The organism is Streptosporangium sp. NPDC020072 (assembly GCF_040631445.1).
Classification (GTDB): domain Bacteria; phylum Actinomycetota; class Actinomycetes; order Streptosporangiales; family Streptosporangiaceae; genus Streptosporangium.
In genome coordinates this window covers 338,433-350,512 of record NZ_JBEYAB010000008.1, presented here as the reverse complement: position 1 = coordinate 350,512, position 12,080 = coordinate 338,433, and the positions used below count along the sequence as shown (strand labels likewise).

Here is a 12,080-nt window from a genome sequence, read left to right as displayed (position 1 = left end):
CCTCCTCCCCGCCCCGCCCCCCCGCGGGGCCGGGCCCCCCCCCCCCCCGCGGGGGGGGGGGGGGGGCCGGCCCCCGGGGCGCCCCCCCCCCCACCCCTGTAGCCCGCGTCATACCGGAGGCGTCCAGATGCGGCTGCGCAGATCCGTGCCGCGGATCACCTGGATGCGCCAGGGTTCGAGGCGCAGGACGTGCAGCCTGGGGTCAGCGGGTGACTTCCAGAAGGCCCCGAGGTCGTATCCGGCCCCGCGCGGGCTGGTCGCCCGGTAGAGGTCCCAGACGTGGCGCTTGGTCTCCAGGTCGTCGTCCCAGGTGGCCGTGGCCTCGATGGCGACCGAGCTGTTGCCGGGCTTCCAGTAGGAGAAGGAGGTGTGCGGGTTGCCCGCCAGGTGGGCCGCCTTGACCGGGGTCTTGTAGGTGGCCAGCCACCCGCGCGGCTTGCCGTCCACGTTCTCCCAGATGGGAATGAGAATGCGCGTGCGGGGGCGGTTCCCGGAGTCGACGGTGACCATCGTGGCGTACCGGATGGCACCGATGTAGGCGTTGAACTCGCTCTCGATCTCGGCGAAGGACGTGGTCATCGGAGGGACTCCTTCCGCAGGCCGTACGCGCTGAAGGCGGCGGCGAGGACGGCGGCGACGATGGGGACGGACAGGGCGGCGCGGTAGGCGCCGAGCGGATCACCTTCGCCGGCGGCGACGATGACGGCGGTGCTGGCGGCGAGCCCGAGGGCCGCGCCGAACTGGAAGGACGTGTACAGCAGGCCGCCGGCCAGCCCCTGCTCGCTCTCGTCGACACCCTCGGTGGCGACGATGGTCAGCGGCCCGTAGGCCAGGGCGAAGGACAGGCCGAGGATGAGCATGGTGGGGAACATCGCCAGGTAGACGGTGTCCGTCCCGATCGGCAGGAACAACACGTAGGACAGGACGGCCAGCAGCAGCCCGCCCAGGATGACCTTGGCGTTGCCGAACCGGGTGACCAGCCGGGGGGTGAGGGTCGGGGCGAGGATGGCGTCCGCGCCGATGGCGAGCATGGCCAGGCTGGTCTGCATCGAGCTCCAGCCGCGCAGTTCCTGCAGGTAGAGCACGGCGATGAACTGGAAACCGAAGAAGGCGGCGGCGAACAGCAGGCCCGCAAGGTTGGCCCGGACCAGCGATCCGGAGCGCAGGATGCCGAGCCGCAGGAGCGGAGCCGGGGACTTCCGTTCGATCAGGACGAACAGCACCAGGAGGGCGAGCCCGGCCAGGAGGATGGCGGCGGTCAGACCGGCGCTCACGTGGGCGGCCCGCTCGATGCCCAGCACCAGCAGCATGATCGCGCCGGTGATGGTGACCGCGCCCGGCACGTCCACCCGCCGGTCCGTGGCCTGCTCCGCCGGGGTCGTGGGAATCAGCCGTACGGCCAGCACGAGGATGACCAGGGCGAGCACCGCGGGCACGAACAGCACCAGCCGCCAGTTCACCTCGGCCAGCAGGCCGCCGAGCACCAGCCCGAGCGAGAAGCCACCCGCCGCCGTACCGGAGTAGACGAGCAGCGCCTGGTTGCGCTGGGGGCCCTCCTCGAAGCTGGTCGTGATGATCGACAGCCCGGCGGGGGTCATGACGGCGGCCGCGACGCCGGCCACGAACCGGGCTGCGATCAGCACCCCGCCGCTGTCGGCGACGCCTCCCAGGGCCGAGACGACCAGGAAGACCCCGAGCCAGGCCAGGAACATCCGGCGGCGGCCGAACAGGTCGGCCGCACGGCCGCCGACCAGCATGAACCCGCCGTAGCCCAGGACGTAGGCGCTGATGACCCACTGGAGTTCGCCGGTGGACAGGCCGAGTTCGGCCCGGATCGCCGGCAGCGCCACGTTGAGCATGGCGACGTTGATGCCCTCCAGGAAGATCGCTCCGCAAAGAACGAACAACATCCCCCAGGTCCGGGGGGATCTCACGATGGTAGACACAGTGACTTCTCCCGTGGTTCTCTTTAGTAACGAAGGAATCTTGCGTCACCGTGGGGGAACTATGGAAGACGGCACTTCAAAGGCACTGAGTTACTGCACGGGAACCGATGCCGACCAGGCAAGACAGTGGGACGTCCGGGCGGACTGCGACGTACGGAACATCCTCGACCGTGTCGCCGACAAGTGGTCGCTGCTGGTGATCGCCCTTCTTGACCGCCAGACGATGCGCTTCTCCGAGTTGCGCCGCACCGTTGACGGCGTGAGTCAGCGCATGCTCACCGTCACGTTGCGGAACCTGGAGAGGGACGGGCTGGTCAAGCGGACCGTCTATCCCGTGGTGCCGCCTCGGGTCGAGTACGAGCTGACCCCGCTCGGCATCTCTCTCCACGAGGTGATCAAAACGCTGGTGATCTGGACGGAGGACCACCAGCAGGAGATCTCCGACGCCCGCTCCGAATTCGACCAGCGGGAGCTTGAGGCGGCCCTCCCGTAGCCGTGTCGCCGCGTTGTCGCCGCGCGGCTTCCGCGCGCTCCGCGGTGGGGTGCCGTGAACGAACGCGGCCCCCGCCGACCGGAGCCGGAACGGGGGCCGTGCGGTCCGGCGAGGCCGTCCCGCGCGGGCGAGGGGGTGCGCCTGGCCGCGCGGGACGAACGACGCCTGGAACGTTCTAAGCCGGTCGGCAACCGGCCGCGACGACGCCGTCGGGCAGCTGCGCGCGGCCACCGGCCCGGCAGTGGAACCTCACCGGCGCCTGGCGGGCGACCACCAGCGACTCGCCCTGGAACTCACCCTCGGTGGCCGCGCCGTTGGAGGCGACGCAGTTGCCGTGCCCCAGCACGACCGCACCGGGCAGGACCTGGTCGCAGGTGTAGGTCGGGGTGGCGTCGGCCTGGGCGGGAGCGGCGAGGGCCAGGGCGCCGGCCGCCGAGACGGCGGCGAAGGTGATGGTGAGCAGGTGGCTGGAGAAACGCATGGGGGTGGTGTCCTTTCTGAGATAGGAGAGACAACCACCCGTTATGTTACCGACGGTAGTCGGCTGACTATCTAGCGTTACAGCTGGGTTGATGTAACCTTCGCTCCCCACTTCGGGTGCCCTTTTCGTAAGCCCCGCGGTCCATGCCGAACCCGGGGAGGAGGCGGCCCCCTCCCCGGGCGGTGACTATCTGAAGGCCGTCACGTGATCGGCGGCCCACTCGTCGAAGGTCCGGGCCGGGCGGCCCGTGAGACGCGGGACGAGCGTCGCCCACTCCTCGTTGAGCGGGGCGGGATCACGTGCCGACTCGGCCCATATCCCGAACAGCCAGTCCACCACGGTGGCCGGATAGCCGTGCCGAACCCACTGCTCCCGCGCCGTCACCGGGTCCTGCTCCTCGAAGCGCACCCGTTCGCCGAGAGCCCGCCCGATCGCCTCGGCCTGCTCGGCGACGGTGAGCGACCGCGGTCCGGCGAAGGTGTAGGTACGGCCCGCGTGACCCTCCCCGAGAAGGACCGCCGCGGCGACGGCGGCCACGTCCGCCTCATGGATCGGCTGGGTCACCGCCCCGCCGTACGGACGGCGCACGACCCGTTCCGCGCGGATCGACGGCGCCCAGTCCAGCCAGTTGCGCGCGAACTCCCCCGGCCGGATGTGCGTCCACTCCAGACCGGACTCCTCGACGGCGCGCTCGACCACCTGGTAGCCGTCCGCGAACATCGCGTCGTCGGCCAGGGCACCCGACAGGTTCACGATCCGCCGCACCCCGGACTCGGCCGCCAGCGCGACGACCTCGGAGATCGCCTGTGGCACGGGAAACAGATAGAGCCGTTCCACGCCGGTCAGCGCCTCCCGCAGCGACTCGGGACGCTCCAGGTCCCCCTCGAACACCTCGACCCCGCCGGGCAGGCCGGCAGTGGCGGAACGCCGGGTCAGGGCCCGTACGGCGTGGCCGGACCTCAGCAGCTCCGTGACGACGCACCGGCCCACCTCCCCGGTCGCCCCGGTCACCAGGATCGTCATGCCGCCTTCCCCGTGAAGTCCGCCGCGTGGTCCCGGGCCCACCTGGCGAAGGTGCGCGGTGGACGGCCGGTTATCTCCTCGTACGTGCCCGTCGGCGCCAGCGCGCCGGTGCCCTCGACGGCGGCGGCCATCAGCTCGACCAGCCAGTCGGCCATCTCCGGTGGGCAGCCCTCCGCGAGCCACCGGACGCGGGCCTGTGACGGGGTCAGCTCCTCGAAGCGCACCCGCGCGCCGATGGCGGCGCCGATCGCCGACACCTGCTCGGCCTGGGTGACCTTGGCCGGGCCCGTGACGGTGTACGCCGCGCCGAGATGCCCGTCGGTCAGCAGCGCGGCCACCGCGACCTCGGCCACGTCCGCCTCGTGGACCAGCGGATACCCCGAGGCGGGGTACGGTTCGCGCACCGTCCGCTCGGCGCGGATCGAACCCGCCCAGCCGAGGGCGCGCGCGGCGAGCAGACCCGGGCGGACGTGGGTCCACTCCCTGCCGGTGGCCTCGACCGCCGTCTCAAGACCGCGATGGGCCCGGCGTTCCTCCTCCAGGTGACGGCCCAGCGCACTCGGATCGTCGGACGGGGCGAACCCGGCCGCGGCGGCCGAGTGCACCACGAACCTGCGCACCCCCGCCGCCACGGCCTCCTCCGTGAATCCGGGCCCGGCGGACCCCGGCTCCTGGTAGGCGTACGGGAACAGATAGACCCGTTCGACCGCCTTCAGCGCCCGCGGCCAGGTGTCCGGCCGGGTGAAGTCCCCGTGGACCAGTTCGACCCCTTCGGGAAGACGCGTCCTGGCCGCCCGCGGGTCGCGGACCATGGCGCGTACCCGCTGGCCCGCGCCCACCAGCCCCCGCACCACATGGCGGCCGATGTTGCCGGTCGCCCCCGTCACTAAAATCGTCACGTTGCTCCTCTGAACTCCGGATGGGCAATGGGGGCCGCCGCGTCCGTTGCCGTGGTTTCGCGGCGGCGCCCCGGCCCCGGGATGGTAGGCCGGTTCCCGAGGAGCTCGCATATGGATCGTTCCAAGGCATCACGGCGGAGCGCCGCCTGAGAACCGCGTGACCACCGGAAACGGTGCTCGACGGCCCCGCGAGGCTCCCCCGCCCGCCGGGTCGTCCCGCGCGGGAACGCGGGCTCAGGAACGGTTGTTCAGGCCGTGTTCGTACGCCCAGATGACGGCCTGGACCCGGTCGCGCAGCCCGAGCTTGCCCAGGATGCGGCCGACGTGGGTCTTGACGGTGCCCTCGGCGAGGAACAGCGATCCCGCTATCTCGGCGTTCGTCTCGCCCCAGGCGATGTGCCGCAACACCTCGCGTTCGCGTTCCGTCAGCGGGTCCGGCGTGACGTCCGGCAGGCGCCGCGCGACGTGGTCGAGCAGACGCCGCGTCGTGGACGGCGCGATCACCGCGTCCCCACGGTGGACGGTCCGCACCGCGGACAGCAACTCGTCGGCGGGGGCGTCCTTGAGCAGGAAACCCGACGCTCCGGCCCGCAGCGCCGCGAAGGCGTATTCGTCCAGGTCGAAGGTGGTCAGGACGATCACCCTCGGCCCTTCGTCCGTCATCGGCAGCCGCCTGATCGCCTCGACCCCGTCCATGCGCGGCATCCGCACGTCCATGAGCACCACGTCCGCCGTCACCGCGCGCAGCCCCGCCAGGGCCTCCGCCCCGTCGCGGGCCTGCCCCACCACTCGCATGTCCTCCTGCGCGTCGATCACCATCGCCGTACCGGTACGCACCAGATCCTGGTCGTCGACGACGTAGACCCGAATCGTCATGCTCGATACGGCAGGCGCGCCTCGATGACGAACCCGCCCGCCTCCCCCGTCCGGATCTCCAGGGTTCCGCCCACGGCGCCCACCCGCTCCCGCATTCCCGTCAACCCGTTCCCCGTCCCTGGCGCCCCCGCCGGGGGCCTGCCGTCGTCGCTGACGGTGAGGCGCAGGTCGTCCTGTGCCCACTCCAGCATGACCGTGCCGCAGGCACCGGGGCCCGCGTGCTTGAGCGTGTTGGTCAGCGCCTCCTGAACCGTCCGGTAGACGACGAGTTCCATGCCCGGTCCGAGAGGGCGGACCGTGCCCCGCACGATCTCGGTCACGGGAAGCCCCGCCCCCCTGGTGCGCTCCAGCAGTTCCGGCAGGTCGGCCAGCCCCGGTGACGGCCGCGCCCCGCCGGGTACGGCGCGCAGCACGCCGACGGCGGCCCGCATGTCCGTGAGCGCCGTGCGCCCGGTGTCCTCGATCGTGGCCAGGATCTCCGCCGCGCGCGCGGGCGCGAACCGGCCGCCCCTGGCCTGGGCGACGATGACCGCCAGCGCGTGCGCGACCACGTCGTGCATCTCCCTGGCGATCCTGGCCCGTTCCGCCGCGGTCGCCCGCGCGGCGGCGTCACGGGCCCGCTCCCGCAACAGGTCGACGTAGGCGAGCTGGGTCCGCCGGTACAGACCGAACCCCCACGCCGAGACCACCACCGCGGCCAGCAGCCCGAACAGTAACCACGGGTTCGGCCCCAGGGCCGCGGCGGCCACGCTGGAGTCGGTCGCGAACCTGGCCGCCGCCACCCCGGCCCCCGCCAGGCCCACGGCCAGCGGAGGGCGGCGCCGGTCGTACGCGGCGCAGGAGTAGACCATGAACGGGAAGACCAACGCCGACGGCAGCACGAGGAACAGCCCGGTCACGGCGACCTGGACGGCGAAGGCGGCGGCGACCACGAGAAACGCCCAGTATGTCCGGCGGTACGCGACGGCCACGTGCGCCACCAGGCATGCCGCCACGAGCAGGCCCGCGCGCGCTCCCGGCACCGAGAGCACCGCGACCACCACCGACAGCGAGAACAACGGCACCCCGGCGACGAAGGCCGACACCATGTCCGCGCGCCGTGGCGTCATCACACCGTCGCCCGCTGGTAGGCCAGTGTGGCCCCGCCGACCGCCAGCCCGAACAGCAGCCAACTCCCGTACACCAGCCCGACCGTCACCACGGCCGAGGGATCGGCCAGCGGTACGGGCCCCCGGGTGAGGCCGAGCAGCTGCGACAGCGTACCGAAAACGGACATGGTTCCCATGGTGGTCAACATAGCGGCGCCCGTCCAACCGCCCGCCAGCACCAGCCGCCTCGGCAGCCACCGCCCCCACCGCTGGACCAGCGCCAGGGAACCGGCCGCCCCGACGACCAGCATGATCAGCTCGCCGTACGGCAGGCCCTCGTCGTACCCCGTGGGACGCAGCAGCGTGCCGCCGAACGACCAGTACAGCTTGGCCGTCGGATAGACGAACCCGACCGCGAAGGCGCTGTACCCGAGCCACGACCCGCCGGGCACCCGGATGTGACGCAGGACCAGCGCCCCCAGCAGCGCGCATCCCGCCAGGCTGAGCCCGCGCAGCGCCATCCCGGGCCAGTCGACCCGCGCGAACTCCCCCGCCGGGATGCCCGTGACGGCGAAGAACGCGCGGAACGCGTCAAGCACGATGCCGCCCGCCGACCACAGCAGCAGGACGGCGGGCAGCAACCCCGCGGCGTGCGGTCGCACCACGAACACCGCGCTCAGCACGGCGGCCGATACGGTCACCCAGTGGGGAGCGAAGCCCGCGGTGTAGGGAAGCGCCGGCAGCGGCACGAGGGCGAGCGCGGCGGTCAGCGCGAGGACGATCAGCGCCGAGATCTGCATTCGTTGGAGTCGCATGACGTCAACGATTCCGGCCGAGGCCTGCGGGCCGCGTCTCCGTCAGGTCCGGACGAGATCTGACCTGAGAGGTATTGACACGGCCCGCACCCGGCGGGTCAGCGCGTCCATGAGAGATCGGCCCGGTGCTCGGCCGCTCTCTCATGGAGACCCCGGCCACCGCGAAAAGGAATCGGTCAGGTCTGAAACATGCCGGTACCCGGTGCTTCGTCGCTGCTTGGCTGAGTGCCCGTACGCCACACGCACCTGTCCGAACGGGAACCATGTCCACCATCACGCTCGCCCGGCCCCGCTCGCCCCTCATCGGCTGGCTCGCGGTCGTCTCACTCATGCTGGGCATCTTCACCATCGTCACCAGCGAGATCCTGCCCATCGGCCTGCTGCCCGTCATCGGCGCCGACTTCGGCGTCTCCGACGGCACCACAGGGCTGACCATGACACTGCCCGGAGTCGTCGCCGCGGTCGCCGCGCCCACCGTCACACTGACCACCGCGCGCCTGGACCGCCGCGTGATGCTGTGCGTCCTCATGGCGGTGCTCGCCATGGCCGACGTGCTGGCCGCGGTGGCGACCTCCTACTGGGTCATGCTGATCTCCAGGGCGCTCGTCGGTCTCACCATCGGCGGCTTCTGGTCGATCGGAGCGGGGCTGGCCGGTCGCCTGGTGCCCCCGCCCGCCGTCGGCACCGCCACCGCTGTGATCTTCTCCTCCGTACCGCTGGGCTCCGTGCTCGGCGTACCGGCCGGTACCCTCATCGGCGACCTCGCCGGTTGGCGGACCGCCTTCCTGGTCCTGGCCGCGCTGGCCGTCCTGGTTCTGGCCGCCCTGCTGACGCTGCTACCGCCACTGCCCGCCCAGCAGGCCACCAGCCCTCGTGTCCTGCTCGACCTGCTGCGCGCCCGGGGTACCGCCGTCGCCCTGTCGGCGACCTTCCTCGTCGTCCTGGCCCACTTCGGCACCTACACCTACGTCACGCCCTTCCTCCAGGAGGTCACCGGCCTGGCTCCCGCGGCCGTCGGCGCCGTCCTGCTGGCGTACGGCGTCGCGGGAGTCGCAGGCAACTTCCTGGCGGGCAGGGCCGTCGTCGCACACCCGCGAGCCACCTTCGCGGTCTGCGGTTGCCTGATCGCGGCCACCACCCTGGCTCTGCCCTCGGTCGGAGGAACAGCCGTCGGGGCCGTGGCGTCGCTCGTGCTCTGGGGCCTGGCGTACGGAGGTGTGCCCGTCTGCTCGCAGGCGTCGTTCATCGCCGCGAGTCCTCACACGCCCGAGGCCGCCACGGTCGTCTTCACCTCCTCCTTCCAGGCGACCTTCGCCCTCGGCGCCTTCCTCGGTGGCCGTGTCGTCGACGCATTCTCGGTCTCCACCGTGATGATCTGCGGCGGGCTGGTCGCGCTGCTCATGGCGGTTTCCCTGCGCGCGTTCAGCTCGGCTGAGGGGGCTCCTCCAGGGTCGGGTAGAGGAGGGCGTTCATGACGACGGGAAGGGCGCCGGGGCTCTCGTCGCTGTAGGCCTCCCTCTCGATCAGTTCGGTGATCGCGGTGCGCACCCGCACGTACCGCTCCGGCGTCATGTTCACCCGGACGCTGCTGATCTGGAGGCTGAGGTCGGGGCCGTAGGCGGGCGGGTCGAGCGGGACCCGGCCCGCGCGCAGGTCGGCGCGCAGCCGGTCACGGGCCGATTCGAGGAGTGCCAGCGTGGTGTCGCTGAAGTCCTCCGAGTCCTGGGCCAGGTTGAACACGTCGTTCTCGATGGTGAGCCTGCGATACGTCGGCCGGTAGCGCTTCTCGATGATTCCGGAGACCACCCTGGTCTGCGCCACGTAGATCAGGTTGGCCTCTTCGAGTTGTTTGATGTGCCGGTACAGCTTCGTCTGGTTCTCGCCGAGTCGTTCGGCCAGCTCCTTGACCGTGAGGGGGTCGGCCTGCTCTCCGCTGGGGAAGGCGGCCAGGATCGACAGGCGCAGGGGGTCCGCGACCATGCGGAGGGTCTCCAGGTCGGTGATCCTGCGGACGTCGACGACCGCGCTCTCGGACAGGCTGGCTTCCATCATCTCGGGCTCCATCGCCGGTCAGCTTCACTGGTTGCGTTACAGTAGCGCATCCGTCAACATTCACGTTAGCATGAATGAGTGTGATGATGTGAATGATCACGGCGTCGAGAACGAGAGTGAAGACGATGACGGTGACAGAAACGCCCCAGGCGCAGGCAGACTCCGCTGACCTGCCGTTACGCAGGAACCGGCGCTTCCAGGCCCTGTGGGTCGGCGGCGCGGGCGCGGCGATGTCGGTGAACATGGCCCTGGTCGCCATCCCCGTGCTGGTGCTCGCGGTGACCCGGTCGGCGATGGTCGCCGGACTGTACGGCCTGGTCACCGGGGTGGCCGCCTTCGCGGCGGGCGTCCCCGCCGGGGCGATGCTCGACCGCTACGACCGCAGGACCCTGCTCATCGTCTCCGAACTCGTGCGGGCGCTGGCGTTCGCCACGCTCCTGCTCGCCCTGGCCTACGACACGTTCGGCGTCGTTCACCTCCTCGCCGTCGCGGCGGTCACCGGAGCCACGCAGCCGCTGTCCAGCGGGGCCCGCATGCTGGCCACCCGAAGCGTCGTCCCGCCCGCCCAGCTGACCAGCGCGCTGACCCAGGAGGAGGTCAGGTCGCACAGCGCCTCGATCATCGGCCCGGCGCTCGGCGGCATGCTCTACGCCGCATCCCGCACCCTGCCCGTCATCGGCATCGCTGCCGGGTACCTCCTGTCCGCGCTCTGCGCGCTGGCCGTACCCCGGGACAGGGAGGCCAGCAGGGAGCGGCGCGCGCGGTCCGGCGGAGGCATGCTGGACGGGCTCGCGCTGCTGCTGCGCGTCCCGGTGCTGCGCGCCTCGATCATCGCGCTGAGCGTGCTCAACCTCGGCGGCTCCGCGCTCGACCTGCTGGTGGTCGTCCTGATCAAGACCAACGGCGGCTCGGAGGCGGAGGTCGGGTTCGCCTTCACGATCGTGTCGATCGGCGGGCTGGCCGGAGCCGGTCTGATCGGAGTCCTGCACAGCAGGCTGAGCCCCGGCGCGCTGCTGATCGGGCTCTACGCCTGGGGCGGCGCCCTCACCGCGGCGCTGGCCGTGCCGCTCGGCTTCTGGTGGTACGGCGTGGTGCTGGCGCTGGCGGTCCTGCCGCTGCCCGCGACCATGGTGCTGGTCGACATTCTGATCTTCCGCCAGGTCGAGGACGCCCTGCGTGGTCGGACCATCACCGCGACCATCACCATGCTCACGGTCGGCGCGGCCCTCGGCCCGTTCGTCGCCGGGCTCCTGCTGCAGTATGCCGGGCCCGTTCCCGCGGTGCTCACCGTCAGCGGCGTCTTCCTGGCCGCCGGGGTCTACGCCCTGAGCAAGCGTGTCATCCGCACCGCCCGGTGGCCGCAACCACAGGACTCGGGGGCCTAATGCTCAAGCCAGCCCTGGCGCACCGCCCGCACGCCGGCCTCGAACCGGCTGCGGGCTCCGAGCCTTTCGATGAGCGTGGCGGCCAGCCGCCGGGAGGTCCTGGGCGAGACGCCCAGCCGTTTGGCGATGGCCTCGTCGGTGTGACCCTCGGCCAGCAGGGCCAGCGCGCTCTGCTCCTGCGGCGACAGGCCGTGCGCGTTGATCGGGACGGCGCTGGACAGCGGCCTGGCGTTGGCCCAGACGCTCTCGAACAGCGCGCACAGGGCGGTCACGGTGCCCTCACCGGTCAGGACGACCGCCCCGGCGGCGGTGTTGTCGCTGGAGACGGCGATGACGACGGTGTCACGGTCCAGGATGATCATCCGGTTGGGGAGCGTCGCCACGGTCCGCACCTCGGCGCCGCGCTGGACGATCCAGTTGGCGTAGTCGACGGTCGGCTGGTTGTTGCGCAGGCTGTCGAGGTAGACGACGCGCAGCCGTACTCCCCGCTCCAGCACCGCCGCGTCCTGCGGGCGGGCGCTCTCCAGGTTCTCGGGTGTCTGGGCGCCGTCCGGCGCGAAGGTCATGATCTCCCTGCTCACCGCACGGCAGAGCACCGCGATCCGGTCGCGGATGTTGTCGATGCCGACGATCTGCTCGACCCCGGCGCCCCCGGTCTCGGATCTGAGGCTGGCGTGGTCGGCGATGAGCCGGGCGGCGGCGGCGCGGGACTCCTCAAGGCGCTGTTGCTGCGCGATCAGACCGGCCTGCTGCCTGCTGAGCAGAATCTGCATTCCGATGTCGGGCGAGACCGCGTGCAGATGTCCGTTCTGCTGCTGCGAGGGGCGGATCAGAGCGAGTTCGCTCAGCTCATCCAGTGCGGACCTTATGTCGCCCGCTTCGCAGGAGAGCCGTTCGGCGAGTTCGCTGACGCCCTCGTTCGGCCGGGTCAGCATCGCACGATAGACAGACTCAGCGACCTTAGTCAACCCCAGGGAAGTGAGCACCTGCATTTCCTTTTGGATCGAACATCGCCGTTGACC

General features: G+C 71.3%; 13 protein-coding genes. 3 read left to right on the top strand and 10 right to left on the bottom strand.

Annotation, left to right across the window (positions count from 1 at the left end; translation table 11 throughout):
• Positions 1 to 108: 108 nt before the first annotated feature.
• Both ABZ470_RS21640 and ABZ470_RS21635 read right to left on the bottom strand, forming a co-directional pair.
• A complete protein-coding gene (locus ABZ470_RS21640) occupies positions 109 to 579 on the bottom strand; it encodes a pyridoxamine 5'-phosphate oxidase family protein (protein WP_352012448.1) in 471 nt (156 codons plus the stop codon).
• Positions 576 to 1,910: an MFS transporter gene (locus ABZ470_RS21635; protein WP_352012447.1), complete on the bottom strand. Its 1,335-nt coding sequence runs from the start codon at positions 1,908 to 1,910 to the stop codon at positions 576 to 578. Before ABZ470_RS21635 ends, ABZ470_RS21640 begins: the two co-directional genes overlap by 4 nt.
• 97 nt (positions 1,911 to 2,007) lie before the next feature.
• Between ABZ470_RS21635 and ABZ470_RS21630 the strand changes: the two genes are divergently transcribed.
• On the top strand, positions 2,008 to 2,439 hold the full coding sequence (locus ABZ470_RS21630; protein ID WP_362913266.1) for a helix-turn-helix domain-containing protein: 432 nt from the start codon (positions 2,008 to 2,010) through the stop codon (positions 2,437 to 2,439).
• Positions 2,440 to 2,614: 175 nt separating this feature from the next.
• Here the strand turns inward: ABZ470_RS21630 and ABZ470_RS21625 are convergent, their stop codons facing one another.
• The 6 genes from ABZ470_RS21625 to ABZ470_RS21600 form a co-directional block, all read right to left on the bottom strand.
• Positions 2,615 to 2,920, bottom strand: a complete 306-nt coding sequence (locus tag ABZ470_RS21625; protein ID WP_362913264.1) for a hypothetical protein — start codon at positions 2,918 to 2,920, stop codon at positions 2,615 to 2,617.
• A gap of 186 nt (positions 2,921 to 3,106) precedes the next feature.
• Positions 3,107 to 3,943 (bottom strand): NAD(P)H-binding protein, encoded by an 837-nt coding sequence (locus tag ABZ470_RS21620; protein ID WP_352012444.1) that lies wholly within the window; start codon positions 3,941 to 3,943, stop codon positions 3,107 to 3,109.
• Positions 3,940 to 4,842: an NAD(P)H-binding protein gene (locus ABZ470_RS21615; RefSeq protein WP_362913262.1), complete on the bottom strand. Its 903-nt coding sequence runs from the start codon at positions 4,840 to 4,842 to the stop codon at positions 3,940 to 3,942. The genes ABZ470_RS21620 and ABZ470_RS21615 overlap by 4 nt, the downstream gene beginning before the upstream one ends.
• Positions 4,843 to 5,076: 234 nt before the next feature.
• Positions 5,077 to 5,718 (bottom strand): response regulator transcription factor, encoded by a 642-nt coding sequence (locus ABZ470_RS21610; protein ID WP_352012442.1) that lies wholly within the window; start codon positions 5,716 to 5,718, stop codon positions 5,077 to 5,079.
• Positions 5,715 to 6,827: a histidine kinase gene (locus ABZ470_RS21605; RefSeq protein ID WP_362913260.1), complete on the bottom strand. Its 1,113-nt coding sequence runs from the start codon at positions 6,825 to 6,827 to the stop codon at positions 5,715 to 5,717. The genes ABZ470_RS21610 and ABZ470_RS21605 overlap by 4 nt, the downstream gene beginning before the upstream one ends.
• Positions 6,827 to 7,621 (bottom strand): hypothetical protein, encoded by a 795-nt coding sequence (locus ABZ470_RS21600; protein ID WP_362913258.1) that lies wholly within the window; start codon positions 7,619 to 7,621, stop codon positions 6,827 to 6,829. Before ABZ470_RS21600 ends, ABZ470_RS21605 begins: the two co-directional genes overlap by 1 nt.
• A 263-nt stretch (positions 7,622 to 7,884) precedes the next feature.
• On the opposite strand from ABZ470_RS21600, the gene ABZ470_RS21595 reads away from it, so the two are divergent.
• The gene (locus tag ABZ470_RS21595) at positions 7,885 to 9,096 is read left to right on the top strand and encodes an MFS transporter (RefSeq protein ID WP_362913256.1); all 1,212 of its coding nucleotides are present in this window, start codon (positions 7,885 to 7,887) and stop codon (positions 9,094 to 9,096) included.
• Here ABZ470_RS21595 and ABZ470_RS21590 read toward each other — a convergent pair.
• Positions 9,044 to 9,673, bottom strand: a complete 630-nt coding sequence (locus ABZ470_RS21590; protein ID WP_362913254.1) for a helix-turn-helix domain-containing protein — start codon at positions 9,671 to 9,673, stop codon at positions 9,044 to 9,046. The two genes, ABZ470_RS21595 and ABZ470_RS21590, sit on opposite strands and share 53 nt — an antisense overlap.
• A gap of 125 nt (positions 9,674 to 9,798) precedes the next feature.
• On the opposite strand from ABZ470_RS21590, the gene ABZ470_RS21585 reads away from it, so the two are divergent.
• Entirely contained in the window at positions 9,799 to 11,058 is a 1,260-nt protein-coding gene (locus ABZ470_RS21585) for an MFS transporter (RefSeq protein WP_352012437.1), read from the top strand.
• Here ABZ470_RS21585 and ABZ470_RS21580 read toward each other — a convergent pair.
• Complete coding sequence (locus tag ABZ470_RS21580; RefSeq protein ID WP_352012436.1) at positions 11,055 to 11,993, bottom strand: LuxR C-terminal-related transcriptional regulator; 939 nt, start codon at positions 11,991 to 11,993, stop codon at positions 11,055 to 11,057. The genes ABZ470_RS21585 and ABZ470_RS21580 overlap by 4 nt on opposite strands.
• Positions 11,994 to 12,080 lie beyond the last annotated feature (87 nt).

Coding starts and splice junctions, on each gene's coding strand:
- ABZ470_RS21625 (WP_362913264.1), bottom strand. CDS start 2,920: ATGCGTTTCTCCAGCCACCTGCTCACCATCACCTTCGCCGCCGTCTCG.
- ABZ470_RS21630 (WP_362913266.1), top strand. CDS start 2,008: ATGGAAGACGGCACTTCAAAGGCACTGAGTTACTGCACGGGAACCGAT.
- ABZ470_RS21635 (WP_352012447.1), bottom strand. CDS start 1,910: ATGTTGTTCGTTCTTTGCGGAGCGATCTTCCTGGAGGGCATCAACGTC.
- ABZ470_RS21610 (WP_352012442.1), bottom strand. CDS start 5,718: ATGACGATTCGGGTCTACGTCGTCGACGACCAGGATCTGGTGCGTACC.
- ABZ470_RS21640 (WP_352012448.1), bottom strand. CDS start 579: ATGACCACGTCCTTCGCCGAGATCGAGAGCGAGTTCAACGCCTACATC.
- ABZ470_RS21605 (WP_362913260.1), bottom strand. CDS start 6,827: ATGACGCCACGGCGCGCGGACATGGTGTCGGCCTTCGTCGCCGGGGTG.
- ABZ470_RS21595 (WP_362913256.1), top strand. CDS start 7,885: ATGTCCACCATCACGCTCGCCCGGCCCCGCTCGCCCCTCATCGGCTGG.
- ABZ470_RS21590 (WP_362913254.1), bottom strand. CDS start 9,673: ATGATGGAAGCCAGCCTGTCCGAGAGCGCGGTCGTCGACGTCCGCAGG.
- ABZ470_RS21585 (WP_352012437.1), top strand. CDS start 9,799: ATGACGGTGACAGAAACGCCCCAGGCGCAGGCAGACTCCGCTGACCTG.
- ABZ470_RS21600 (WP_362913258.1), bottom strand. CDS start 7,621: ATGCGACTCCAACGAATGCAGATCTCGGCGCTGATCGTCCTCGCGCTG.
- ABZ470_RS21580 (WP_352012436.1), bottom strand. CDS start 11,993: ATGCTGACCCGGCCGAACGAGGGCGTCAGCGAACTCGCCGAACGGCTC.
- ABZ470_RS21620 (WP_352012444.1), bottom strand. CDS start 3,943: ATGACGATCCTGGTGACCGGGGCGACCGGGGAGGTGGGCCGGTGCGTC.